18 protein-coding genes and 1 pseudogene are annotated in these 24,660 nt (G+C 63.2%); 6 read left to right on the top strand and 13 right to left on the bottom strand.

What is annotated here, in order from left to right; all coding sequences use genetic code 11:
* Positions 1-413 precede the first annotated feature (413 nt).
* From ACFTS5_RS07250 to ACFTS5_RS07215, 8 genes are all read right to left on the bottom strand, one after another.
* A complete protein-coding gene (locus ACFTS5_RS07250) occupies positions 414-4,616 on the bottom strand; it encodes a hypothetical protein (protein ID WP_378628414.1) in 4,203 nt (1,400 codons plus the stop codon).
* 116 nt (positions 4,617-4,732) lie between these two features.
* Positions 4,733-5,143: a DUF6375 family protein gene (locus tag ACFTS5_RS07245; RefSeq protein ID WP_378628412.1), complete on the bottom strand. Its 411-nt coding sequence runs from the start codon at positions 5,141-5,143 to the stop codon at positions 4,733-4,735.
* Complete coding sequence (locus ACFTS5_RS07240; protein ID WP_378628409.1) at positions 5,140-6,006, bottom strand: radical SAM protein; 867 nt, start codon at positions 6,004-6,006, stop codon at positions 5,140-5,142. The genes ACFTS5_RS07245 and ACFTS5_RS07240 overlap by 4 nt, the downstream gene beginning before the upstream one ends.
* 1,492 nt (positions 6,007-7,498) lie before the next feature.
* A complete protein-coding gene (locus tag ACFTS5_RS07235; RefSeq protein ID WP_378628407.1) occupies positions 7,499-8,224 on the bottom strand; it encodes an iron-containing redox enzyme family protein in 726 nt (241 codons plus the stop codon).
* A 184-nt stretch (positions 8,225-8,408) separates the two neighbouring features.
* The gene (locus ACFTS5_RS07230) at positions 8,409-8,876 is read right to left on the bottom strand and encodes a hypothetical protein (protein WP_378628405.1); all 468 of its coding nucleotides are present in this window, start codon (positions 8,874-8,876) and stop codon (positions 8,409-8,411) included.
* A complete protein-coding gene (locus ACFTS5_RS07225; RefSeq protein WP_378628404.1) occupies positions 8,873-9,748 on the bottom strand; it encodes an alpha/beta fold hydrolase in 876 nt (291 codons plus the stop codon). Before ACFTS5_RS07225 ends, ACFTS5_RS07230 begins: the two co-directional genes overlap by 4 nt.
* Complete coding sequence (locus ACFTS5_RS07220; RefSeq protein WP_378628402.1) at positions 9,730-10,332, bottom strand: DedA family protein; 603 nt, start codon at positions 10,330-10,332, stop codon at positions 9,730-9,732. Before ACFTS5_RS07220 ends, ACFTS5_RS07225 begins: the two co-directional genes overlap by 19 nt.
* Before the next feature lie 34 nt (positions 10,333-10,366).
* The gene (locus tag ACFTS5_RS07215) at positions 10,367-11,062 is read right to left on the bottom strand and encodes an iron-containing redox enzyme family protein (protein WP_378628401.1); all 696 of its coding nucleotides are present in this window, start codon (positions 11,060-11,062) and stop codon (positions 10,367-10,369) included.
* A 669-nt stretch (positions 11,063-11,731) separates the two neighbouring features.
* On the opposite strand from ACFTS5_RS07215, the gene ACFTS5_RS07210 reads away from it, so the two are divergent.
* Entirely contained in the window at positions 11,732-12,397 is a 666-nt protein-coding gene (locus ACFTS5_RS07210) for a LuxR C-terminal-related transcriptional regulator (protein ID WP_378628399.1), read from the top strand.
* Positions 12,398-13,296: 899 nt separating this feature from the next.
* On the opposite strand, the gene ACFTS5_RS07205 is transcribed toward ACFTS5_RS07210, so the two are convergent.
* Genes ACFTS5_RS07205 through ACFTS5_RS07195 form a run of 3 tightly spaced genes read right to left on the bottom strand, consistent with a single transcriptional unit; the run spans position 13,297 to position 16,145 of the window.
* Complete coding sequence (locus ACFTS5_RS07205; RefSeq protein WP_378628396.1) at positions 13,297-14,154, bottom strand: mycofactocin-coupled SDR family oxidoreductase; 858 nt, start codon at positions 14,152-14,154, stop codon at positions 13,297-13,299.
* Between the two features lie 33 nt (positions 14,155-14,187).
* Complete coding sequence (locus ACFTS5_RS07200; protein ID WP_378628395.1) at positions 14,188-15,303, bottom strand: NDMA-dependent alcohol dehydrogenase; 1,116 nt, start codon at positions 15,301-15,303, stop codon at positions 14,188-14,190.
* On the bottom strand, positions 15,300-16,145 hold the full coding sequence (locus tag ACFTS5_RS07195) for an N-acyl homoserine lactonase family protein (RefSeq protein WP_378628394.1): 846 nt from the start codon (positions 16,143-16,145) through the stop codon (positions 15,300-15,302). The genes ACFTS5_RS07200 and ACFTS5_RS07195 overlap by 4 nt, the downstream gene beginning before the upstream one ends.
* 541 nt (positions 16,146-16,686) lie before the next feature.
* Here ACFTS5_RS07195 and ACFTS5_RS07190 point away from each other — a divergent pair.
* Positions 16,687-17,961 (top strand): MFS transporter, encoded by a 1,275-nt coding sequence (locus ACFTS5_RS07190; RefSeq protein ID WP_378628393.1) that lies wholly within the window; start codon positions 16,687-16,689, stop codon positions 17,959-17,961.
* Between the two features lie 23 nt (positions 17,962-17,984).
* On the opposite strand, the gene ACFTS5_RS07185 is transcribed toward ACFTS5_RS07190, so the two are convergent.
* Positions 17,985-18,647, bottom strand: a complete 663-nt coding sequence (locus tag ACFTS5_RS07185; protein WP_378628390.1) for a TetR/AcrR family transcriptional regulator — start codon at positions 18,645-18,647, stop codon at positions 17,985-17,987.
* A gap of 219 nt (positions 18,648-18,866) precedes the next feature.
* Here ACFTS5_RS07185 and ACFTS5_RS07180 point away from each other — a divergent pair, with 219 nt between their 5' ends.
* Genes ACFTS5_RS07180 through ACFTS5_RS07165 form a run of 4 tightly spaced genes read left to right on the top strand, consistent with a single transcriptional unit; the run spans position 18,867 to position 24,259 of the window.
* On the top strand, positions 18,867-20,315 hold the full coding sequence (locus tag ACFTS5_RS07180; protein ID WP_378628389.1) for an aldehyde dehydrogenase family protein: 1,449 nt from the start codon (positions 18,867-18,869) through the stop codon (positions 20,313-20,315).
* A gap of 4 nt (positions 20,316-20,319) precedes the next feature.
* On the top strand, positions 20,320-21,543 hold the full coding sequence (locus tag ACFTS5_RS07175) for a CaiB/BaiF CoA transferase family protein (RefSeq protein WP_378628387.1): 1,224 nt from the start codon (positions 20,320-20,322) through the stop codon (positions 21,541-21,543).
* Positions 21,544-21,596: 53 nt separating this feature from the next.
* On the top strand, positions 21,597-23,168 hold the full coding sequence (locus ACFTS5_RS07170) for a class I adenylate-forming enzyme family protein (protein WP_378628386.1): 1,572 nt from the start codon (positions 21,597-21,599) through the stop codon (positions 23,166-23,168).
* Positions 23,165-24,259: a Zn-dependent alcohol dehydrogenase gene (locus ACFTS5_RS07165; protein WP_378628384.1), complete on the top strand. Its 1,095-nt coding sequence runs from the start codon at positions 23,165-23,167 to the stop codon at positions 24,257-24,259. The genes ACFTS5_RS07170 and ACFTS5_RS07165 overlap by 4 nt, the downstream gene beginning before the upstream one ends.
* 21 nt (positions 24,260-24,280) lie before the next feature.
* Here ACFTS5_RS07165 and ACFTS5_RS07160 read toward each other — a convergent pair.
* Positions 24,281-24,660, bottom strand: a pseudogene (locus ACFTS5_RS07160) (PaaX domain-containing protein, C- domain protein); the annotation flags it as partial.

Below are 24,660 nucleotides of genomic sequence, written 5' to 3'. Positions count from 1 at the left end.
AAGCACTCACAGTCAGCATGCTGGTCGACAACAGCGCTGACCCGGCAGATGGGCTGCCCCTTCAGGCTTGACAGGATTTGAACCTGCGACAACCTGGCGCGGGTTCTAGTTGTCTAGAACCTACCCATCAGTGCTCAATAGCGCTCAGCACCAGGCCTTTTCACGAAGCGACACTTCTCAACGATTCGTGTCAATTCGCATTGATTCCGGTCAAAAGTGTGGGGTTTCTGTGGGGCGATTCCAACTCCCTCCACCGCTCCCATGGTATCGAGATCCCCGTTGCACCCAAATCAACGTCGCGTGCAACGAGTCCAGTTCGGCTCCACCAACAACCACAATCACGCAAGCACGATACTGGAACTGAGCGTTGTTGCAGTACTGGATCGCAAGCCCGACCTACGCGACAGCATCGGTCAGTCTTGAATGATGCGGCCCACGCGCCACACATTCTGGTGGGATCGATAGACGCGCCGCAGGCGCTCTGGCATGTCGCCGGACCACGCCAGGTGCATTTGCCGCTCCCCCCAACCGAACGTTACCGCCGCGCGATCTCCGGTGAACTCTCGCACGAGGTCCTCTCGAATGTAGAGCAGGTGCCCATCGAATCCCTCAGGAGCCGAGTAGCTCTTGGTGGCGGGGCGACCGTCGGTGTCCATCTGGTCGAAGCTCGCGCCAATCGCGCGTAACCGGGACTGTTGTGAAAGCCGTTGGCTCGGTACATAAGCAAACTCCTGGTTCTCCGAGCTGTGGTATCCCTCCCATGTGAATGAGTGCGCCATCGACTCGAACCGAAGGCTTCTATAGGAAGGCCATCTGCCAGCAGAAGAAGCCAGCCCTTCGAACATATCGTCCAGGTCATCGTCGGCGCCTGGCGGGTTCTCACCCACCTCGGCCGTGGCGTCTACCGGTCCGTTGGTGTCGACCTCGGCACCGTCCTTAGTGTCATAGATTCGCACCTGATCGATGTAAGGGTCTTCGAGATCGTAGGCATCATCGACGATGTCTTCTGTGACTTCACGAGGCACGTTTGTGCGAGATGCTGTCGCATTAGCGAGGTCGTCGCCGGACGTGACCATTCGTGAATGCCACGGAATTTCGCCAGCGAACAGGTAATACGCGGCTGGAAGTTCGATGATATCCCTGCCGGGGTGTTCGACGGTCGACCACCACTGCATCAACGCGTCCAGGTCGCTGTGTTCGACAGCGACCGTGTTGAACAAACCGAAGCTGCTCCGCCCGGACTGACGGTCCTTTATGTCGATCTCGGCATGCACCAGAACCCACGGGCCCTGTGCCCCATCGAGGGTCTGGCAGTACAGAAGCTCGTCAGGAATTCTGACTAACCCTCTCTGCATCCAGTTCCGATCGTCACGCGGTGTGGGCCGCACCCACGTCGGAACCTGCAGCGGCAATGCCGGGGATGACTGAGGAAACGTCGGGTCGATATCGACCTCAAGCCATGGAACATCTTCTCCGCGTGCGACGAGCATCCCCGAAACGAGGTAAAATCCGATCCATCCGTACTTCTTGCCGTACCGCTCTGTCCGTCCCGGATCCCGGTCGAACGAGTGTGAGCCGATGGAGGAGTCCACAGTAGAGAATTCGTTCTTACGCCATCCTAAGTCGTAGACGACGCCCAAGATATTGTCGGTCGCTTCGATGTGCCCTGCATGGTCGTAATCGTAGTTACTTCTGTCTTCGAACAGGCGCCCCAGGGTGTAGTTGCCGAAATCCATGTGGATGGTGACGGATACCTCTTCTCGTCGTGCATCGCCATCATGTAGTGCAGTAGGCAGGATGCCGTTCGCGAACTCGATTCCATCGGCCAAGGCGGCAGGGACAGCATCGGGGTAATGCTCCCGGGCGAACGCGATCGTGGCAGCGATGTAGTAGCGAGTCAACCGGTGGTAGGTCGGTGCCGTCGGCTGTGGTCCGGTAACGATCGGTATCAGACCGTCGAGGTATTCCCGCAGGTAGGCACCGAATTCGGGGTCACAGGTCTGGTGCGCCGTGGCGATGCCATAAGCCGCGGCCACCACCCGCTCACCGACATATGCATCGTTGACCGTCAGCGCGTCGAAGGACAGCGCGAATACACCGGATGGGTTGGTGCGGCCGTACCAGTACAGTGCTGCGGTCACAGCGTCGCGCAAATCACGGACCGTACTGGTCAACATCCACATGAGCCATCGAGCCCGCAACCCATCGACCTCAGTACGTTCAGCGCGGTTCTTCCAATCAACGATCAACGCGCGGACCTCACCGAGCATGACAGCTGCGTTCTTCCGCAGCCACTCCGACCACAGCAGGTCGCGCTCCGCGACTCCCCTAGGTCGCAGCAGCGTATCCAGATAACGAGCATTCAGCGGGTGCGACAACGCAGAACGCGCCGACTGCAATCTTGGCCAAAAATCGCCCCTGCGAACCAACGTCTCGAAGTTTCTTGTGAAGGCCTCGACAGTGACAGCGTCTACTGCGGCCGCGCTCAGGGCGGTCGTTCGAACCAGCGCGGAATCCACCAAGGGCTTTTCGACCATCTGCCACAACTGTCCAAATCCAGCGCGGGGAAGGAGGAACACCAACGCCTCGAAGATATCGCTCGCTAGCGGGTGCCGTTCACTGGCTGCTCCGCTGAAGCGGGATGCCGTCGTGGGCGTGCGCAACGCATTCGCGAACACAGCGCCGCTGGTGTTGACCATTGCAGAGGCGATGATATGACCTGCGAGAAGGTCATAGACCACCGCGACCCGCATCCCACCGACCGATGATGCCGCCGTATGGCTTGCCCCAGCCGGCATGGGGTTCTGCTGCGCAAGCTGGCGAATGAGAACCCCTTCGTGTTCGAGCGCACCCAGAATGCTGTCTTCCCAACGGCCGTTGTCTCGGAACAGTCCTCGGGCCCGGTCGACGTCTACGTCGCGAGATTGGGTTTTCCACATCTCGATACCGAGTTGCTCGAGTGCGGTGGTGACATCATCGATGCTGATTTTTATGTGTAGTTGGTCGATGCGTCGCGCCGCAACACGCAGGTACTCATCGAACATCTCGTTCAGCGACCGGGGCAGAAGTGCCAGTTGAACTCGGGTTTCACGGGTAGGGTTCGCCACCGAGCAGAAGATGCGCAACGCCAGCGGATGGCGGAGAACCTCGCGCGGAATGTAAGCGTCACCGGCGTCGATGTTGAAGAAACCGAAGTACTTCTGCACGACCTCGTCAAAGTCCTCCGTGAATCCCTTAAGGTCCACCGAATCGGTAACCGTGGTGGGGATTGCGCGAGACACGAAGTTCTCACGAACCGTGCACACAACCAGCACCGACGGGTACTTCTTCAACATTGCGTGCAGCTTCCGTAGGAGCGGCTCCCACGAACTCGGGTCCTCCGCCTCGTTCAGCCCATCGATAATGACAGGAAGTCGGCATCGGGCCCGGGCCGCAGCGGCATCGACTGCCGCTAGAAGGGCCTCGAACGTCTGCATGGGTCGACCGGAGACAGTGACCTGTCTCGCCAGTCTGTCAAGGTCGTCGCGGGCACCCAATCGGCGTCCGTGCAGCAGAATACCCGGCGGGCGCAACCCCGTTGCACCGGTGAGTTTCGCGGCCAGTTGGGTTTTCCCGTAGCCGGCTCCTCCGGTCACCACAGCGATCCGAACCTGCAACTCGTCGAACACCTGTCGGGCTAGGCCCGCAGCACGACGAGTGCGCGCCACAAGGTTCGTGCAGAACATGGAGGCCGGGTGGTTGTCCGAACGCAGTCGCCGCAGGACAGGGGGTGTCCTGGGTGGCGGCGGCGGGACGTTTACATCGCCGAGCTCAAGCCAACTGTGCTGGCTGTCGGGCGCCAAGTAGGCGCGTGCGTCCAAGAGGAGGTCTCGGATCGTCGCCGCGGTCCTGAGCAATGTGTCCAACTCGGTCTGCGCGGCGGCAGAGAGAGGGGTCGTTGCGACCTCACGCTTAACGATATCGGCCAAGGCGGCGATCTCTGTACCGGCAGTATCCAAGTGCGTCCAGGCTTCTGGCTCAGCCAGCATCCGTTGGAGAGTGTCCTCGGCGGCCGTAGTTTGGTGCACTTGGGGAAACCACCGCTCCCCCACCTCCTCGACTGCGGCCTGCTGCAACTCGGTCAGGCGGTGAGGAGTCAGGACGAGCTCGCCGAAGTACGCTTCGCGTAGGAGCGCCGCCTCCCCGACCAGCAGATTGGCGAGATCGTCGGCAACCAAGTTCTCCAGCGAGATCCCGGAGTCCAGGCTTTCGAACCACTGCTGGTCGGTAGGAGTCAGCGGGCGGCGGGTGCACAACACCCAATGGTTCAGGTTGGGGAGGTGCGCCTTGGTCTTTGCTAGAGAGTCTTCGACGTCCTTCCTGCGTGTCTGGCCGATTTGAGTTCCGGATCCGATCTCCCACCATTTGGTCTGCCAACCGAACCACTGACCTACCGCGCCCAGCGGGCAGTCTTGCTCAATGTTCAAGTGGAACTCGACGCCAGGCTGCTGAGCCAGCGCTCGGAATGTGCCGAACCGCCCATAGGTGAGCCGAATAGCGCCTCGCCACAATAGCTCGAAGTTCGCGCGGCGGTCGCCCGGAAGCTCCTCGAATCGCTGCCAATTCAGTTGTGTCATCAATCCCTCCCCTCCGGGGTGAAGTCGTTGATCGGTCGAAAATTACCTCGCCTCGATGATCAAGACTCAGAAAATTGTCGATCTGGTGCATTTTTCGTTCGGTGCGACGGGCCTGCTCATGTGGGCCGCCCATGCCCTGTGCCCTTGTGCTGGTGCCCGGAGTAAATCTCGAGCTTCGCGCCTCGGTGAAGGAGCACCTTGATAAACGCGATGACATCGACCTCGTCGGTAGTGATCACTATCTTGTCCCGCTCGACCACGACCCTGACCTCGTGGAGAAACTGCTCGATGTCGGTGTAGTGCAGGCTGTGGATATTCAAGTCGACCAGCAACTGCAGCAAGTCCTCGCTGAATTCCTCCGGAGGGTCGCCGAAAATTAGACGACCGTCCGACTGCTGGGCTTCGATCGCCCGGGTCAGCTGGTCTATTACATCCTTGGCTGCCGTCGCCGACTTGGCGTCCTCGAATTGCCCGATCATCACCAGGTTCATCGAGTGCTCGGTCCCGTATCCATTCCAGACCTTCATGCGGCATCCGCCGCGGCGAGCCGGGCTAGTGCTATCAGCACACCGTCTTCGCCTACAGGCTCACCGCACGCCGAGTACGACGTCGCGCGGACGATGCCGTTGGCGTCGATATGCGCATACGACCTCAACCCAATCTCGTTCGGCAGAGCCACAGCGATCGGTAGCGACATCGCCGCATCCTGGGAAACAGCCAGCGGGACCGATCCAGCGTACGACAGCACCCAATCCTCCAGTCGGGCCAAAACTTCACCGGCCGCACCCGATCGGATACCGGTTGGCCGCTCTGGCAGTAAGAGCAGTTCAGCAGCGCCGTAGTCGGCTGCCAGTTCCGCGACCGCAGGGAGCTGTCCGATGGTTTCAGCATTGACAACACAGTTGAGCCCAATAGGGAAGGCCTCAGTGATTGCGCTTAGTCGCTCGCAGAGCGCGGGGAAGCTGCGACCGCGCTGTTTCTCATAGGTCGATCCGACACCGTCGACACTGACCCGCACGAAGTTGACCGCCCCCTTCAGCCGTGCCACTAGATCGGCATCCCATCTGTGCCCATGGGTCGTCATTGTGATCGCGAGCCCGGTACGTTCGGCGGCAAAGGTACACACCTCAAGAATGTGACGGTACAGAGTTGGTTCTCCGCCACCGAACCCTACGCCGAGCGCACCAGCGCCATCCAGCTCAAGCATCCACTTGCACAGCCGCTGCGGGTCCAGATGTGCACGGTGCTTCGGCGCGTAGCAGTACTCGCAAGAGAAATCGCAAGCATTCGTCACTGCGATCGACACCTGCCGCGGTGCCTCCGACCAGGCGTCCTGCGCGACCAGCACCTCGTCGACGAGTACGTTCAAGCCGGTCGCACGGTCGAACATGTGAATACCATCAGGGCCAAGCCGACGCTTCACTCAGTTCACCTCTCGCGGACGCGGACACCTGAACCTGGGATATTCAGTGCATCATCGTAATCCGTTCGCTTTGAAGTTCCGCATTTACTGCAGGCTCACGCACACCGATCGTTCTGTCCAACCCGATACTTCCTCCGATGGCGAACACCGATCCCCGAGGTTCCCTGCTGAGCCGGAGACCGGACTATCAGGTTCCGGCTTGACCCCGTCATCGTAGTGCTCGTCAAGCAACCTTCCGTCGAGCCGAAGCCTCGTTCGGGACATGATGGCTGTGACAGCGGCACAGGCGCCGATCGCAGTGCCCTGCTCACCGTGCCCGCGGCGACTCGACTGCATAGGCGAAGTCTGGCACCTAATCACCTTGCTGCCAGAGCAATTCGCGACCTCGGTTTCGATGGGCGCGGAGTCTGATCGCGTGACCCGGGAGCCCGATCACCATTGCACCGACCGCCGCTACGCCATGACCTGGGACAAGATCCCAGTCTGGGTTACGAACGCCTGACACAGAGCCAACGCCGACTTGTAGACGCCGATGTTGTCCGCCCACAACGAGATTCAGCCGTGACTGCGGCGTGGGTGCTGGTCACCGGCATGGTAGCCAGCCCTGCTTCGACCTCGCCCGGCGTCTGCACTAGCCCGGCGCTATGATGATCTGCTGCGACGCCGACACCGTCGACGCGGTGGCCCGACTGCGGAATCCGAACTGCCGGCCCTGATCGGTCTCGCCGATGAATTTGCTGTGACGCGACCGACAGCACGCTTCGGGTGTCTGATGTGCTCAAGCAAACACCACGCAGACCTCGGAGGCTATCGACACCGAAGCCGACCAAGAACTCGATTTCGGCACCGGCCACATCCATCAGCCGATGACCGCCATACCACCAGACTTGCACCTCATCGGCACCGTGGCAGCCGAAGTCGCTGTCGCCACTATTCCGCTGCGGCAAGGACATCCACTGCATGTGGTGACCGACGAGCCGTGGTAAGCCATCCTGACCGATCTCCCCGTCGACGACCATCTCGCGGAGCCACAGCAACACCCGACCACCAGTACGTGGCCATCGCGGACTCCGTCGAGCAAGTCAGGACTCTGGAGGACCCCTTCGGCTGGTTCAGGCCCGACGACCTGACGATGGTGATGTTCGACGACACCGCATCCTTAGCTGCCTGGCCGGCGTCGTCGTGTTCCAGTGCCTCGCGCGCCGAGGCCATCAGGCCATCCGTGCCATGGTGCCAAATCACATCCGGCCGCGACTAGATGGACGCCGATCCGCAGCGCCTCCTGACTGTTCCACGCAACGTAGCACTCCTGTCTCTGCCCCGCGCAGCGATGTGTCGCCAGTCGGTGAATGTAGAGCGGCGGCTGGAGTACAACCCACCGAACAACACCGACGTCGTCGGGACAATGGCCACTGCACTCGCATTGGCACCCGGCGGCAGCCATCCAAGTCGAGTTCGGCTACGACGCGCCAGAAGACTGTTTGAAGATGCGCTCTGCGGAACCCGACCTGAACACCTCGGCGACACCATCGAGCACACGACCGAACAGCACCAAGGAGGTTTCCAGCGTAGTCATCACAGAGTCCCGCGCCTCCCGAGTCGTACAGGTCGAGTCGATCATCGACTCGACCGCTCGGAAGTGATCGACGTCGAGGATTGCGTGTGAGGTCAGGAAGGTGCACTGACTCGGAGTCAGCCCCAGAGCAGAAGGTAACGCGGTCAGCAGTGAGCCGAAATTGCCGTAGCTTCCCTCTGCCCAGTAGGTCATTCCAAGTCGCGACCGAGCTCCACGGTGCATCGAAAGGTAGTAGGTGTAGCCGATGAAAGCTTGGGTGTCGAGGAGCGGATCAACGTCGAGAAACCCCGGCTCTGTCCCCAACGCCACCAGGTCAGCCGCGATCAGATGCTCGTGGCCGACTTCGTCTGCCGCGTGACGGTACGCGAAGCGCGCGATCTCGTACTCACCGGTCTGACACAGCATTGCTCCGATGCCGAGGGACTGGGTTGCGTGCCGGATGCAGAAGTACAACTCGCGAAGAACTAGGGCGTACAGGCGGGGATTCAGCCCCTCGCTCGATGTAGCCAGCTGCCAAAACGGACCCTGCTTGCTAGCTTCCCAGATCCTGTCGCGCGTCTGGCGAAGCAATATCGGGAATACGTCCGAATCAACTTCGTTGGCGTTCATTGGCGATCTCTCTATCAGCCGTTATCGCGGGGGCCGGTAGCCAGTTCCGCGGTTGGTCATGGACTTCCGCCGATGAAGTGCATCCTTATGAGTGATCGAATCAACCTCGCCGAATACAATCTTTCCTCGAACAAGGGCAAGAATATCGATACTCCACGAAAGGTACGCTCCCTCCATCAGATTTTCACAGCGCTGCCACCCCAGCGATCAACGGCAGGAAGAATGACGCCTTCCCCTTAAACGAACCGTCACCGATATCGATATTGCCGAGGTAGAACACCCCGCCGTTCATCGCCCTTTTCGCCGTGCGCGCGATCCTGATCGAGATTCCGGTGGTGCTCGTGACAGGCTTGGCACACCGCAGGTCGAACCTGGTCAACCACACCTCGGACTCCTTCTTCGTCAGCCCATTTTCGATGTGCGACCAGGCGATAACGAGCTGCGCGACCGCCATGAATGCAATGGGGACGGACAGGTGGAATGCTCCATCTGGCGGGATATAGTGGGAGATCATCGAGCAACTAGCCTTGAGGGAATCACCGTCGATCTCGATCGCGTCGATTCGGATATCATCATTTTTGAACCCCCCAGCAAGATATTCCGACTCGAATACTCGGATATCGTCATAGGACAAGATCTTCTTCTCTGTCATTGCTCACCTGCCTGTATTTGCGATCTCCACCCACGAATACCATCCACTAGCGGCGTATCATGGGCGTCTTTGAAGGAGCGGACTTCGACAAACGTCGCGTCGATGCGACCTGCGATCGTGCACGCCGAGTTCACGCTGTGCATCGGATCCTGTGATGCCGCAACCACGAGCGTCGGCGAGCGGAGTTTCTCGACCTTGGACAGATCGAGCCGGTATTTGCGCCACTCGAGCGCCGCAGCACGAACCACCAACGCTTCAGCACTGCGGGTTGCATACAACGCCCCGCGCTGCTTCCTCGTCAGGCCGATCAGCCGCCGCTTCCATTCGAGTACAGCCACAATGGTCGTCTGCAACAACCGGACCATCCATCCACGCATGCGCCGGGTCAAGCTAACCCAGCCCGGAAACGGGACACGTTCGTGAGGAAGCACGAGCACGCTCCAGGCCGGCTCGGGTAGTGCCGCTCCCGCGACGGCTTCGATGAGCAAGTTGGCGCCGGTCGATGCCGCCACAGCCCCGCAGGCCCCAACCTCAGCAACAGTCGCGAGAGCCTCGCCCAGATCTGCCGCGAGTCGGGGGATCTCGAATGCAGCGGCAGAAGCACCCCAATGGCCGCGAGCCGTCTTTTCGTGCGTCTCGACATACAGAATGTCGTAATCCTGGACGAGCTGCGACAGCACTGCCGACCACGTATATTCTGTCGAAAGAAAACCTGGAATAAAGATAAGAGCAGGACGCGACTCCCCCAGCGACAACCGAGTGATTCGTACAAGGTTGCCGTTACGGCGTGGAGCCACCAAAACAGTTCGCTGGAATTCAGTCGAGACCGGTCCGATTCGTTCGGCCACTTTTTTCACCTTCCCGACTTCCATACCTTCAGAGCCTTCATACCGAATACCGACGCCCATACTATAAACAGCACTGCAAATGCATAGTTGAGATAACTGGAGACCACGTCAGCCTGACCGACGCGACCTGTTACAAGTCCGATACCGCAACCGATCCCGCCGACCACCGTTACGAAAATGACAGTTGCCAGCAAGTCCAGGACAATCCATCGACGAAAACTCAACGACACTGCTCCAGCGACAATAGGTAGAGCGACCCTCAACGGCATCGGGAATTGAAAGAAGACATACCGCCAACGTATTCCTTCACGAATCGAGTCTGCATGGTTCGAACGGTTTTGCAAGATCTTTCGCACCCTGGGTATCCGCGTCACCCCGTGGCGGCCGAGAAGGTATCCGCCGTTATCACCAACAAGTACCCCGGCCGCAGCGGAGAACAGCACCAATCCGATCGACAGTTCCCCGATACCAGCCAGAAAGCCCGCCAGGACTAGAACAGCCACTCCCGGTATGACCAAGCCCGCGATCAGCGTGCTCTCTGCTGCGAGAGCTCCGAAGATGACCCAATAACCGAACCGAAGCAGATGCTCGGAGGCGAACCCATCCATATTTCCCAGTTCCTGTCACCCTGGCCGGTTTCGATCATGTCAGAGGCAGGACCCAGGGGTTCTCGGTCGTGAGGGTTCGGCGGATGTGCTCCCCGGCGAACTCCATGTCCTCGTCGGTATCGACGTAGTCGAGAAGAGCTTCGAGCGCTTCCTTGCCGTGGGACTCGTCAATCTCGATGTGCTCAGCGAAATACTCTTCTGCCGCGTCACGGTAGGTTCCGGCTAGTTTCATTTGATCGACGACAGCTGCTACCGACTTGGTCAGCGGGCCAGCGATTCGAGGCGCGACCGACTCCCATGCGTAGGAGATCGCGAGCTCTCGCAGAACGACCTGCCGCGAAGGTGGCTCGTTCAACAGATTCTGGTAGTTCGGCCAGTAGCGTTGGAACTCGGATTCCAGCACATCGCGTCCGATGTCGAGCGCGGTGCAGAATCGCTCGAAGAGACTGGCATGATCCGCACCAGCAACGAAATCGCCCTGCTCTTCGCGGTAGACGTGAGCGAAGAACTTCTTCGCCGACGCCGCCTCGAGAGGACACAGGCGCATTCGGCTCGGTAGTTTGATGTCGATGAAGGTCCTGATCTCAGCGTAGTGGCGAACAGCGATGAAGACGATATCCTGCTGCTCAAGCCTACCGGCGAGTACATCCGACAAGATGGGCGCCGTCGGAATTGTTTCACGAACCATTTGATCCAGGTATTCGGCTGCTCTCGTACGACGGTCTTCCACGGCACTCCTCTGAATTCACCAACTCGATCCCACCAACCAGCGACGGCTACTCGCTCGACACCCGTAGTCCGGCCGATGCGTCTGCACTCACCCGGCTATCGTCGGCACCCCCGCCCCACGCAGGCCGTAGACAAAACTAGCTGTGCACCAACACATCTCACCAGTAGCCAGTTTTAGGTGACATCGTTAGTGCGCTTCGTACACATTGGCCATGGCGCATGATCCTTGGGTTAGGCGTTGCTGTCTAGCCGCACCGGGGACGTACTGCCGGCCTACCGGCTGACGGGCTTGACCGACGGGCTACCCGAGCATCGCGCTTGGCTTCCCGCTCGCAGCCCACTCGGGCAAAGCCCCGCGCCCTGTAGCCCTAGAACAGTGATTGCTCCTCTGTAGCTCGTCTAAGCCATAGTCATCCGCGAGCGATTTGGGCAACGACGCCCCTGAGCACTGCTACTCCAGGTCCACTGCACGGTGCACGATAAGGGCAGTGACTAATTGGTCCGACTTACCCTATCCGCCACCAACCCTGATCTTTGTGTTTGTTTCAATCGAGCAAACACCAGCGAGTCGACGTAACTTGGCGGCGACCGCGCACCGAAACACACTGCGCGCCAGTATGTTTTCCCCACCCACGGGCGCACCTTCCACAGCCGTTCGAACAGGAGCACCGTGCCCAACGCATCTCGCAAGCACCTGCAGATTGCCGCTATCGACGACCATGCGATCTGGGTGCGTGGTCTGAGCTCGACCTTGCCCGACTTCGCCGTCACAGCGACGGTGGCACACTACCGTTCGGTCCCAGCTCTGCTTGCTGAACCCTCGGTCTTCGATCTGGTGATCTTGGCGCTACTCCTCGGCGATAGTTCCACACCCGCCCAAAACGTTGCCAGGCTCAACGATTCCGGCAACCGAGTACTGGTTATCACCTCGGGAGCACGGCCAGATCTCGTCAGAGAAGCAACGCGGACGGGGGTGCTGGGCGTGGTCTATAAGTCCGAGGCGGACGCGGTGATCGCCAACGCCATTTGGACCGCAGCGCAAGGAGGCACGGTCAGCGGATCCACTCCGACAGCGGACACAGATCTTCACGAGTTCGAGCCCGAACTGAGCCCTCGCGAACGCGACGTTCTGGCGTTGTGGGCATCAGGAGAAACTGCCCGCGGAATCGCGGAAGTACTGGAGTTGTCGGTCAACACCGTCAATATCTACCTCCGCCGGGTCAAGAGCAAGTATGAGGCGGCCGGATACGCGGTGCACACCAAAACCGATCTTCGTGTCGCCGCCCATCGCACCGGCATCGCCCCGCCGCCGTGGTGGCGTCCCAGAGCTGACTGACCTGCCCTGATCGATGGACCCCACGAACACGGCGGTGTCGGTGCTACGTCGTCGGGTCGACACGGGCCCGCTCGACCGATTTCCCAAGCGAGCTTGCGCAGCAAACGTTGCGGGGGACCCACAGGCCGGACCTGCGCTGGCTTCTTCCCTGCCTCCATGCGCGGCAGGTCATCGCGCACGCAACAGATCACGGCATGTCGAGCCAGCCCGACGAATTGCGTCGTGCGTTCCTCGCGCACGCCCAGTGCAACGGAGCCACCGCCATCTTGACCCGCGTGGGTCGCGACCGGCGGGCACGGCGAGCCTCCACGATGTCAGCGGCGCTGGCGACCGAGGCTGCCTTGGTCGGGGCAGGTCCACCAGCCTGGGCGTACTTCGTACGAATCCGCTCAAGGTACGTGTTGACAGTCCCGCCCGTAGTGCAAAGCCGCTGTCCTTCGAGCGCTTCGGACTCGGTCTGAAAACCATGTTGCCGGGTTCACGATGGACTCGACCAACAATGTCGAGGTCGTCGAAGTCGGCGCTCCCGCAGTCGGTACGTGGAGGATCGATGTCATCGGCTCGAACGTCCTGTAGGGGCCTCAGCCCTACGCGCTGGCCATCCTCGGCGCGGCAGTCGGCTAGTTGTTACTTGTGGCGTTGGCTGCCCTGTCCGCCGATAGGGTGCCCGTCCACTACCACGTGCGCAAAGCCGAAGAGTTGCTCAGCCACACACTCGGCGAGCGTAGGCTCGACATCGAAGTGGCCCTGCTGACCTGCGCCCAATGGGGGATCCCCGAGGCTCCTCGCGAGCCCCGGCGAAGACGTCGCAGGTCAGCAGCGCCGACAGTCGATGACGCGACCTGACGCAACGGGAGTCCGCGGCAATTGCACGGACTCCAGAGAGAGGTCGCTGTCGGTCAACTCCTGACCGGGACCGGGTTGAATCCGGTGAGCAGTCCGTGACCGGCGTCGACCGGAATCACGGCCCCGGTGACTACCGAGGCCAGATCGGAGTTGAGGTACAGCGCGGTGTCGGCGATGACCTGGGGGTCGAGCACCGACGTCGCCTTGAGCGCGTTGAAGTGGTAGGCACCCTCGTCGAGATGAGCCCGGTTGCCACCCGGCCCACCGGCGAACAGGTCATAGGCCGACTGGTTGTCGATCATCGGGGTGTCGATGGCGCCGGGACAGATGGCGTTGCAGCGCACGCCGTGCGGCGCGAGCTCGAGGGCGATGTTCTTCATCAGTCCGATCACGCCGTGTTTGGCGGAGACATAGTGGGCATAGTTCATCCCCGGTTCTAGCCCGTTGGCCGAGGAGACGACCACGATCGAACCGGCTTGTCGCTCGATCATGTGCGGTGCGATCGCTTTCGCCGACCGCCAGACCCCGCTGAGGTTGACACCGATCATCTGTTCCCAGTCCTCATCGGTGAGCTCCCAGAACGGCTTGCGCGTCCAGATCCCGGCGTTGGCGATGAGAATATCGATCTTGCCGAACGCGGCGATGCCCTGCGCGACAGCTTGGTCGAGCGCTGCTTGGTCTCGGACGTCGGCTTCGACAGCGAAAGCTCGACGGCCCTGTTTCTCGACCAGTTCCACGGTTTCGGCGAGTTCGTCGCCGGTGCCCATCGGGTAGGGCACGGTGGACAGCTGGCCGGCGATATCGACAACGATCACGTCCGCGCCCTCGCGTGCGCAGGTCACTGCGTGGGCGCGGCCTTGCCCTCGTGCCGCGCCGGTGATGAGCGCGACTTTGCCGTCGAGAAGTCCCATGTGAATATCCTTCGTATTGTTCGGCAACGCGGGCTATTTCCCGTGCAGGATCACGCCGCGGATGATCTTTCCGGCCTTCATGTCGGCGTAGCCCTCGTTGATCTGATCCAGCCGGTAGGTGCGGGTCGCCAATTCGTCGAGCTTCAGGTGGCCACTGTCGTAGAGGCGCAGCAGCTTGATGATGTCGTGGTGGGGGTTGAGGGTGCCGAACATGGAACCCTTGATCGTCTTCTCCCACTTGGTCATCACCGCACCGGAGACGTGGACGGTGCGGTCTTCGGGGGCACCGAGTCCGGTCACCACCACGGTGCCGCCTTTGCCGACGATGTCGAAGGCGTCGCTGACGACCTTTTCGTCGACGACGCCGACGGTGACCAGTGCTTGATCGGCGCCCTGGCCCCACGTCAGCTCGTGCACGCTGGCCGCCGCTTCTTCGGCGGTCGCGAAGGCGTGTGTGGCACCGAGTTTCAGGGCGGTTTCGCGCTTGAACTCCACCGGGTCGACGGCGACGACAAATTTGGCTCCGGCGAACGCCGCGCCCTGGATGGCGTTGATACCGATGCCACCGATTCCGTACACCACCACCGCGTCACCGAAGTGCACCCCGCCCGCTTCGGTGGCCGTGCCCCAGCCGGTCGGCACCCCGCAGCCGACCAGGACGGCGACTTCGAGCGGAATCCACGGATCGATCTTGATCATCGACCGCTCCATGACCGTGGCCCGTTCGGAGAACGTACCCAGCATGCAGAGGCTGCCGTAGTCCCGGCCTTGCGCGTCGTGGTAGCGGAAACGGCCGTCGGGGAAGGTGCCGTTCATCGTGTCCGCGGCCATGTCGCACAGACTCGACCGGCCCGTCGCACAGTACCGGCAGGCACCGCAGGTGGGCACGAAGCTGCCGACGACGTGGTCACCGGGCTGCAGTCTGGTCACGCCCGGTCCGACGGATTCGACGATGCCCGCCCCTTCGTGGCCGAGCACGATCGGGGTCCGGCCGCCGAGAACACCGTCGATGAAATGGTAGTCGGAATGGCACAGCCCCGAAGCGACGAACTTGACGTGGACCTCGCCGAAACCTGGTTCGTCGACCTCCAGTTCGCGCAACTCGAGTTCGGTGCTGCCCTCGTCGATCACCGCTGCCACTGTCTTCATGCGGAAACGCTCTCGGCCGAGCGGCTGCCCCGAAGCGTTGCCGCGCTGGTGATTTCCGAGCCACCGGGCCGCAGCTCGGACCAATCCGAGGGGTCGTGACTGATCCAGACTGTCGTTCCGGGTTGAGTGGACAGCAGTTTGATCTTCTGTAGTGAGCTGTTCTTGTTCGGTCGGTCGACGTCGAAGGGCATCCCGATGGTCAGGTCGACGTTGTCCCACTTGTGCGCCGCGTCGCTGGTGAGGACGAGCGTGCTCTCGTCGGGCATGCGCAGTTTCAGGCCCAGAGTGCCGGGGGTGTGCCCGTGCAGCGACAGCAGAGTGAGGCTGCCGTCGCCAAACAGGTCGTGGTCGTACCCGGCGGGCACCTCGTTCCAGGCGATCTTCTGCGCGGCCGCGATGTCGTCTTCCCGGAAGAAGGCCGCGTCGAGATTCGACGGCGTCTTCGCGTAGCGCAGTTCGCCCGCGCCGATGAAGCCCTGCGCGTGCGGAAACAGGTCGAGCCCCCCGGTGTGATCGAAGTGCATGTGCGACAGCACAACCCGACGGACGTCACGGGTGGTGTAACCGATGGCTTCGATCTGCCGGTCGAGCCGGTAGGCCTCGGGGAAATCGATCTGGAATGCCGAGGCCATCTCCCCGTACGCGGCAGCCGGATCGCCGGCACCGATCGTGGCCAGCCCAGCGTCGAATACCAGCAGCCCTTCGTCGTGTTCGATGAGGAATGTCGGCGCGGGGATGGTCTCCTGCACACCGCCCGATCCGAGCATCAGGATGCCGCAGTCGACGGTGAGCGTCGGCGCGTCCAACGCCCACACGCGACGGACGGTCTTTGTTGCTGCCATGAGGACTCCAATGTCTTGCCGGCGTCGAGGTGCTGAGAATTGTTAGCAAAGGCATACAATTCAGCATTAAATATTGTGCTTATACATTCCCAAGGCTGTCGACCAACATGGCCGAACGCGGGTCGAGCTGCCGCTCTACCACCCTGTGCCCTGGGTCACAGGGCTGACCGGAATACTATCTTCAGGCCAGTCGATATTCAACAAATGACTAGATTTTGACTCTACCTGCGATGATGATGCGCAGAGTCGGGGTCATGACGCACGGATCGTCCGATGACACCGGCGCGACGCGAAGTACACCGGCCCCGGACTCCCCCTCAGCGCCCACGGGCTTCATCGTGAAGCACTTCGAACGAAGTGCATTAAATTTCATGCATAATCTCGTATTCTGTTCCTGGGATCAGCTCCCGGGTCGATTCACAGCGCACCCCCAGCATCCCGTTCCGAACCGCCCACTCCCCCGCACCCGAGGCCCGCTCCGACTCGCCCTCATGGCGTGGCGGGGAGCGCGCGACCCTTCTCACCGAGCAAGAGAGATCCGATGAGTTCACCGAAGAATTGGGCAACCGCGATCGGTATGCGCCCCACCCAGCTGGCAGTCGTTCTGTTCTGCGCGTTCCTGAACATGCTCGACGGCTACGACGTCCTGGTGATGGGCTTCGCGATGCCACACCTCCCGGAGGGATTCGCGTCGAACTCCCAGAAGGGGTACCTGGTCAGCGCCGCGCTCGCGGGTATGGCGGTCGGTGCGATCGGGCTCGCCCGCTACGCCGACATCTACGGCCGCCGACGAATCCTGCTGATCGGCTTGGCGGTCAACACGATCGGGCTCGCGACCTCGGCTCTGTCGTTCAACTTCGAGACGTTGCTGCTGACTCGCTTCGTCACCGGCATCGCCATCGGCACGATCAGCGTGGTGATCATCGTGCTGGGCCAGGAGAGCACCCCCGAGAATCGGCGCAGCATCGCACTGGGCATCGTGATGATCGGGTATCCGATCGGCACGATGCTGGCGGGTTTCGCCGGAGCCGGACTCATCACCTGGGTCGGTGGCGCGTGGCAGGGGATGTTCTGGATCGGCGCGGCGTTCGGCGCACTGTCACTGGTGGTCACCGCCGTCTTCCTCCGGGAGTCCGACGACTTCCTCTCCCGAAGCACCGACGGGCAACCGGTGGTCACCGCCGACACTCCACCGCTGCTCGGACAGACGTTGCGCGTGCGGACGATCCTGCTTGCCGGTGGCTATTCGATGTTGACCGCCGCCTACTACTTCGTCGGCACCTGGACTCCGCAGCTGATCAAGAACGCGAGCGGTGACGCCGGTAGCGGCGCACTGGCCGGGATCATGATCGGGTTGGGTGCGGTCATCGGCGGAACCGCGTTCGGCGCGATCGGATTGAAGTTCGCCGGCGCGCGAATCGCGGCCGTGACCGCGGTGGTAGCCGCCGTGGCGATCGCCGTGTTCGCGGTAACGCTGCGCGGGCCCGTCGCGCTGACAATGGCAGCCGTGCTCGGCGCGGCGATCTACGCGGCGCTCACCGGGTACACCGCGACGTCCACCGCGGTGTACCCGGTGCTGGCCCGGGCCAAGGGGTACGGCGCCATGATGGGGGTCGGCCGGGCGGGTGCGATTCTGTCGCCGATCATCGCCGGATACGCGTTGAGCGTGCTGACACCGCGCACGATGTACCTCGCCGTCATCGTTCCCCTCCTGATCGCGGCGATCACCGCGGTGGCGCTGATGCGGGTCACCCGCTCGCTCGCCCTCGAATCGCCGTCGGCATCGGCACCCCGCGAGTCCGTCACGGATTCGTAGATCCCGTCACCTCGCCGATCCCGCTAGTCGGGATCGGCGACGAACATCCTGATCAGGGTGTGCGAGACCTGGTCCGCGAAATCCTCGACACCGAGATCACTGCCGGGCTTGAACCATTCGCCGATGAGGGACAGTCCGCCCAGCGCTAGATTCAGCGTGACGTGCAAGCGATCGGCCGGGATGGCCTGCGGTGTGGTGACGAGTTCGTCGACCACGGCGCGAAAAATCGAGGTCTGCTCGCGCCGCAGCTCGTCGCGACGCTGTTCGAGCGCCTCGATCGGCACCTGGACCTTGAGGAACAGCGGTATGAACTCGGGGTATTCGCGCAGCGTGATCACGGCTTCCTCGCGAAACATCCGGCGAAGCCGGTGCAGGGGCGTCCCCTCGGCTTCGGCGATCACCCGCAGGCGCGGGAACACCTCGGCGGCCGCGTGCTCCATGCAACGAAGGAAGAGTTCTTCCTTCGACGGGAAGTAGTAGTAGAGGCTCGATCCGCGCATGTCGAGTGCCGCGCCGATCGCTTCGAAGTTGGTTGCCTCGTAGCCGTATTCGGCGAACAGACGCGCCGCGGTGTGTTCGATCAGGCGAACACGATCGGCGCGTTTGCGCATGGCGCGGGTCTCGGGTTCCCCGGTGACCTCGGCGCCGAGATGACCCGGGTCAGTGCCTGCGCGTGGCGCGCTCATCATCAACCTCCCTGTCGAACTCCATGCGCCAAGGGCTCGCAACAGTCCCGACACTGCGGCGAGTCTAACGAACCTCCCCGGCGCTCCCGTGGTGTGACAGCTCCCTTGCCATCCACAGATAAGATATATAATCTAGCCACCAATAGAATTTCTGGTTGCGTGAAGATTTTCCGCACCCGTTCGGCACGCCGGCGATCGTCACCGGCAGAAGGTGGAGTCGTGGATATCTCCGGAGTAGACGTCGCTCATACCGGCGACGTGCTGATCGGCGGCGCGTTTCGGCCCGCCACGGGTGAGGGCTACACCGTTGTCGCGCCGTCGACCGGTAAGCCGGTCGCCGAGGTCCGGCACCCCTCGGTGGCAGACGCGATCGCGGCGGTAGACGCCGCGGACTCCGTACGCGAGGCGTGGGCTCGGACTCCACTCGCCGAACGGATCGCCGCGACGGCCCGCTGGTTCGAGCTCGTCGACGCACGCTCCGCCGAGTTGGATGTGGTGTGGGCGGTCGAGGCCGGGATGCCCGTGCGCCACGGCCGGGCACTGCACCGGTTCGGCACCACCGCGGCGTGGCGCTCGGCACTCGTCGGCGCCGAGGCCGTACTCCGCGAACGACGTGAGGGGTCCGACCTCGGCGAAGTACTGCTGCGCCGCGAACCCGTCGGCGTGGTGGTGGCGATCCTGCCCTACAACGGGCCCGTGGTCACGATCGCGTCCAAAGTGGTTCCCGCCCTGCTCGCCGGGTGTCCCGTGGTCATCAAGGCCGCGCCCGAATCGCACTTGACGATGGCACTGATCGCCGACTGCGCGATGCGCGCCGGCTTCCCCGCCGGTGTGGTCGATATCGTGTGCGGCCCGGTCGATGTGGGCAAGGCGCTGACCCGCGATCCACGAGTCGCGATGGTCTCGCTCACCGGTGGCCACCTCGCCGCCCAGGACGTGCTCGCCGCGACACACGGACGCTACGCCAGGACCCAGCTCGAACTCGGCGGGAAGTCACCCGCGCTGATCCTCGACGACGCACCGCTGGACCGAACCCTGCGGGCGCTCGTTCCCGGCGCCACCAACGGCGCGGGTCAGGTGTGCGCGCTGCTGTCACGAATCCTTGTTTCCGAGCGCAGGCACGACGAAGTGATCGAACAGCTCGCCGCGGGATGGCAGCGGTTGAGCATCGGTGATCCACTCGAGCCGAAGACCCATCTGGGTCCGCTGATCAACGAAGCCGCATTACAACGCACCGAGGACTTCGTCGCCAAGGCAACGGCCGATGGTGCGCAGCTGGTCACCGGCGGCAACCGTCCTGCACACTTGGATGCCGGGTGGTTCCACGAGCCGACCCTGTTCACCGGGGCGGCCGAGGACTCCGATCTGGTCCTGCGCGAAGTGTTCGGTCCGGTCACCGTGGTACAGGTCTACCGCGACCTCGACGACGCCGTACGCCTGGCCAATGCCACCGCCTTCGGCCTGTCGGGCGCGGTGTTCACCGCCGATACCGCCGTCGGCATCGAGGTGGCCAGCCGAATCCGTTCCGGGGCTGTCGCCGTCAACTCCTTCGGGCCCGCGATGAGCGCCCCGTTCGGCGGTGTCGGGGCTTCGGGCTGGGGCCGCGAATCGGGGCCGGAGGGGATCCTCGGGTTCACCGAACTCAAGCAGATCCTCATCGGGGCGTGAACCCATGACTCTTCGTGAACCGTCGGCACAGCCCACCGAAACCGATTCCACAACCGAGACGCGAGCGATGGGCCCGTTGCACGGACTCAAGATCATCGAATTGGCCGGGCTCGGACCGGGACCGTGGTGTGCGATGCTGCTCAGCGATCTCGGCGCCGAGGTCCTGCGCATCGACCGGCCCAGCGCTGTCGGGTCGCTGCGCACCGATCTGGGCGCGAGCAACGGCCGCCAGCCCGCGTTCGTCAACGACCGCGGGCGTCGCTCGGTGGCCATTGATCTCAAACACCCCGATGGGGTGGAAACCGTCCTGCGACTGGTCGAACAGGCCGACGCTCTCCTGGAAGGCAACCGGCCCGGTGTCACCGAACGCCTCGGCGTCGGACCCGATGCGTGCTTCGCCCGCAACCCACGGCTGGTCTACGGCCGGGCGACCGGGTGGGGTCAGGACGGACCACTGAGCCAGACCGCCGGGCACGACCTGAATTACCTGTCGTTGTCCGGGCTGCTCGCCGCCATGGGACCAGCGGGCGGAGCCCCCGCGATCCCGCTGAATCTGCTCGGCGACTACGCCGGTGGCGGCCTGATGCTCGCGATGGGCCTGGTCTCGGCCCTGTGGGAAGCACGAGGCAGCGGACGTGGGCAGGTCGTCGACGCCGCGATGGTCGACGGCATCGCATTGCTCGGCAGCGTCTTCTACGGCCAGCGACAGGCGGGCATGCACGGGCTCGAACGCGGGACGAACATGCTCGACGGCGGTGCGCCCTTCTACAGCGTGTATCAAACCGCCGACGGCGGCTGGATGGCGGTGGGCGCGATCGAGCCCGCGTTCTTCGCCGCGCTGCTCGGCGTCCTCGGACTGGAACCCGAACTCGCCGAATCGCAGTGGGATCGCGCCCGGTGGCCGCAGTTGCGGTCCCGGCTCTCGGCAGTGTTCGGCACCCGGACGCGATCGGACTGGGAGTCCTCGTTCGCGGGCACCGACGCCTGCGTGACCCCGGTACTCGACCTGGACGAGGCACTGCGCCACGACCATGCGCTGGCGCGCAACAGTTTCATCCCGGTCGACGGCGTCCTCCAGCCCGCCCCCGCGCCACGCTTCAGCCGCACCCCCGGTGCTGTGCAGGGCCCCTCGGTCCCGGCGGGAACGAATACCACCCGAGCACTGATCGACTGGGGCTTCGCCCCGCCCGAGATCGATGCCCTCCGCGCCGCCGGAGCGGTCATCTAGCAGACAAGGACACCACGAATGAGTCATTGCCGCCTCACTCACCGGAGCATCCCATGGGGATGAGCCTGAACTACATCACCGATTCGATCGCTTCGCAGATGCCCGCCGTCGATCCGAGCCGGCCCGCTGTCGCACTCGGCGGCGAGCCCGCCCTGAGCTGGCTCGAACTGCGCGCCGCCGAGCTCCGCTACGCGCGGGCCCTGCAACAGGCAGGAGTCCGGAAAGGCGACAGAGTCGGTCTGCTGCTACGCAACTGCACCGATTACGTTGCCCTCTACCTGGCAATCGGCCGGGTCGGTGCCATCGCGGTGCGTCTCAACTGGCGGCTCACCGCACCGGAATTGCAGTTCGCACTCAACGATTCCGACCCCGGTGTGCTGGTGCTCGATGCCGAGTTCTGCCCCACTGTCGTCGCGATCCGCGACCACATTCCGGTGACCACCTACGTCGTGCGCGGCGAGACCGGTGACTTCGACTGGGCAACGCCGTTGTCGGTTTTCGCCGCCGAGGACTCCGACGCCGCCGACTTTCCCGACGTCTGTGCCGAAGACCCGGTCTCCCTGATGTATTCGTCGGGAACAACCGGTCGCCCCAAAGGCGCACTGTTCTCCCACGGCAATGCCCTCTGGATCGGATCGATCCAGGCCCAACGCTGGCGCATCGACAGCAATACCGTCTGCCAGACCAGCGGACCGCTGTTCCACGCCGGCGGCTTCGAGGTCCTGCTGCTGCCCGCGCTGACCACCCACGGCACGGCGATCACCTTCCCGTCGGGCAACTTCACCCTCGACAACTTCCTCGAGGTCGCCGACCGGCACGCCGCGACCGATGTGCTGCTCTACCCGTTCATGCTGTTCGACCTCCTGCGCAACGACGAGATCATCGATCGGGTGCCGCAGACCTTGCGGCGCATCGTCACCGGCGGCGACATCGTGATGCCCTGGGTCTACGACGCACTCGAGGAACGGCTGCCCGGCGTCGAACTGGTGCAGTCCTACAGCCTCACCGAGGGCGGCGCGGTCAGCACCAGCCTGGAATTCGACGTGGCCCGCGGCCACGAGAGCAGCATCGGCACACCCCAGGCCATGACCGATATCAAGGTGATCCGACCCGACGGCTCGCGCACCGATGTCGACGAAGTCGGTGAGATCTGTGTGCGCAGCGGTGGGGTGAGCATCGGCTACTGGAACCGCCCGGACGCCGATCGCGCCACCTTCGTCGACGGCTGGTGCCACTCCGGTGACCTCGGCAGCATCGACGCCCACGGCTTTCTCACCATCGCCGGACGCGCCAAGGACATGTACCGCAGCGGCGGCGAGAACGTCTACCCCGCCGAGATCGAAATGGTGCTGACCGGCCACGCCGATGTCGCCGACGCCGCCGTCATCGGCGTGCCGGATCAGCGCTATGTCGAAGTCGGCGCCGCGCTGGTCGTCGCCACCGAAGACAGCACCGTCGATGTCGACGCCCTGCGTACCTGGCTGAGCGAGCGGCTCGCCAAATACAAAGTGCCCAAACACTTCTACGTCGTCGGCGAACTGCCACGCAACGCCAACGGCAAGGTCCTCAAAAACGTTCTGCGCGCCACCTACGGGCAAACCACGACAACGGAGACGAACACATGACACGAGCAGCCCTGTTCGAACAGTCCGGTGCGCCACTGCGGCTCGCCGAGATCGACATCGCCGCACCAGGACCCGGCGAGGTCGTCGTCGATGTCAAAGCGACCGGCGTGTGTCATTCCGATGTGGGTGTCTTCTCCGGAAAGCTCCCCGCGCCACTGCCTTTGGTGCTCGGTCACGAGGGCGCCGGTGTCATCACCGAGGTCGGCGACGGCATCGACGACCTCAGCGTCGGTGACCATGTTGTCCTGTCCTGGCTCGCCTCCTGCGGCACCTGCTACTACTGCCAGCGCGCCGAACAGCATCTCTGCGGACGCCCGCGCACCATGCTCGGCGCCCACACCCTGCCCGACGGCAGCACCCGGATGAGCCTCGACGGCGCACCGGTGCGCCAGTTCTGTGGACTCGGCACCTTCTCCCAGCGCACCGTCGTCCCCGCCGGAGCGGCCATCCGGATCGCCGACCAGGTACCGATCGCCTCCGCCGCCCTACTCGGCTGCGGAGTGCTCACCGGATTCGGCGCCGCGGTCAAGACCGGCGGAGTCCGTGTCGGTGACGCGGTAGCGGTAATCGGTTGCGGCGGTGTGGGTCTCAATGCCGTTCAAGGCGCGCGCATCGCGGGTGCGACCACCATCATCGCCATCGACGTCCACGCCGACCGGCTCGCCCTGGCCACCGAACTCGGGGCGACCCACACGCTCACCGCGGGCCCCGATGTGGTCAAGAAGGTCCAGCAACTCACCGGTCGACGGGGCGCCGATGTCGTCATCGAAGTGGCCGGTCGGCAGGAGACCGTCAACCAGGCCGTCGCGATGGCGCGGCGTGGTGGCACCGCTGTCCTCGTCGGCGCGGGACCCGGTGTCGGTGTCGACGAAGTCTTCAACAATGTGGTCATGTCCGGGAAGACAGTCAAGGGCTGCCTCTACGGCTCGGCCTACGTCAAACGCGATATCCCGCAGCTGGTCGAGCTCTACCAGCGCGGTGCACTGCTGCTCGACCAGTTGGTCACCGAGACCTTCGATTTCGGCGACATCGGCAAGGCCGTCGACTACTGCGCCGGCGAGAACGGCGCCCGCGCGGTCGTCCTTTCCTGACCTGGCGGCGCCGGGAGCAGACTACGGATCGAGTTGACCGATCCAGGCGAGATAGGCCGAGGTTTCTGCCCGGAGATCGTCGACCGGCCAGTCGTCGGGTTGCAACGCCGGGGGAAGCGCGGGGTCGGTGGTGAGCAGGTCGAGCGCGGCACTCACGACCGCGAATCTTGCAGCCGGGTCGGGGTTTTCGATGTCGTCGAGCAGGGCGCGCCCCCGGGCCGACCATTCGGTCAACGGCCAGAGTTCAGCGGTGAGGTCGGCGGGGTTCTCGACCGGCCGGAGGCGGAACTGGAGTGTGGTGGCGGACAGGTCCACGGGCAGCTCGCGGACGAGGTTGGCCGGCCGCAGCCAGACTCCCTCGCGAAGTTCGGCCAGGCGAAGCGAGAGCAGCCTGGCGCGCA

It is taken from the genome of Nocardia sp. NPDC056952 (assembly GCF_042674185.1).
GTDB lineage: Bacteria > Actinomycetota > Actinomycetes > Mycobacteriales > Mycobacteriaceae > Nocardia.
The sequence above is the reverse complement of the archived record's forward strand: the minus strand, read 5'-3'. Positions and strand labels throughout refer to the sequence as shown.

Bases quoted from the DNA above. Each gene is read 5' to 3' on its own strand.
- ACFTS5_RS07195 (WP_378628394.1), bottom strand. From the start codon at position 16,145: ATGGCAGCAACAAAGACCGTCCGTCGCGTGTGGGCGTTGGACGCGCCG.
- ACFTS5_RS07245 (WP_378628412.1), bottom strand. From the start codon at position 5,143: ATGAAGGTCTGGAATGGATACGGGACCGAGCACTCGATGAACCTGGTG.
- ACFTS5_RS07175 (WP_378628387.1), top strand. From the start codon at position 20,320: ATGACTCTTCGTGAACCGTCGGCACAGCCCACCGAAACCGATTCCACA.
- ACFTS5_RS07230 (WP_378628405.1), bottom strand. From the start codon at position 8,876: ATGACAGAGAAGAAGATCTTGTCCTATGACGATATCCGAGTATTCGAG.
- ACFTS5_RS07235 (WP_378628407.1), bottom strand. From the start codon at position 8,224: ATGAACGCCAACGAAGTTGATTCGGACGTATTCCCGATATTGCTTCGC.
- ACFTS5_RS07250 (WP_378628414.1), bottom strand. From the start codon at position 4,616: ATGACACAACTGAATTGGCAGCGATTCGAGGAGCTTCCGGGCGACCGC.
- ACFTS5_RS07205 (WP_378628396.1), bottom strand. From the start codon at position 14,154: ATGGGACTTCTCGACGGCAAAGTCGCGCTCATCACCGGCGCGGCACGA.
- ACFTS5_RS07170 (WP_378628386.1), top strand. From the start codon at position 21,597: ATGGGGATGAGCCTGAACTACATCACCGATTCGATCGCTTCGCAGATG.
- ACFTS5_RS07200 (WP_378628395.1), bottom strand. From the start codon at position 15,303: ATGAAGACAGTGGCAGCGGTGATCGACGAGGGCAGCACCGAACTCGAG.
- ACFTS5_RS07190 (WP_378628393.1), top strand. From the start codon at position 16,687: ATGAGTTCACCGAAGAATTGGGCAACCGCGATCGGTATGCGCCCCACC.
- ACFTS5_RS07240 (WP_378628409.1), bottom strand. From the start codon at position 6,006: ATGTTCGACCGTGCGACCGGCTTGAACGTACTCGTCGACGAGGTGCTG.
- ACFTS5_RS07225 (WP_378628404.1), bottom strand. From the start codon at position 9,748: ATGGAAGTCGGGAAGGTGAAAAAAGTGGCCGAACGAATCGGACCGGTC.
- ACFTS5_RS07220 (WP_378628402.1), bottom strand. From the start codon at position 10,332: ATGGATGGGTTCGCCTCCGAGCATCTGCTTCGGTTCGGTTATTGGGTC.
- ACFTS5_RS07165 (WP_378628384.1), top strand. From the start codon at position 23,165: ATGACACGAGCAGCCCTGTTCGAACAGTCCGGTGCGCCACTGCGGCTC.
- ACFTS5_RS07185 (WP_378628390.1), bottom strand. From the start codon at position 18,647: ATGAGCGCGCCACGCGCAGGCACTGACCCGGGTCATCTCGGCGCCGAG.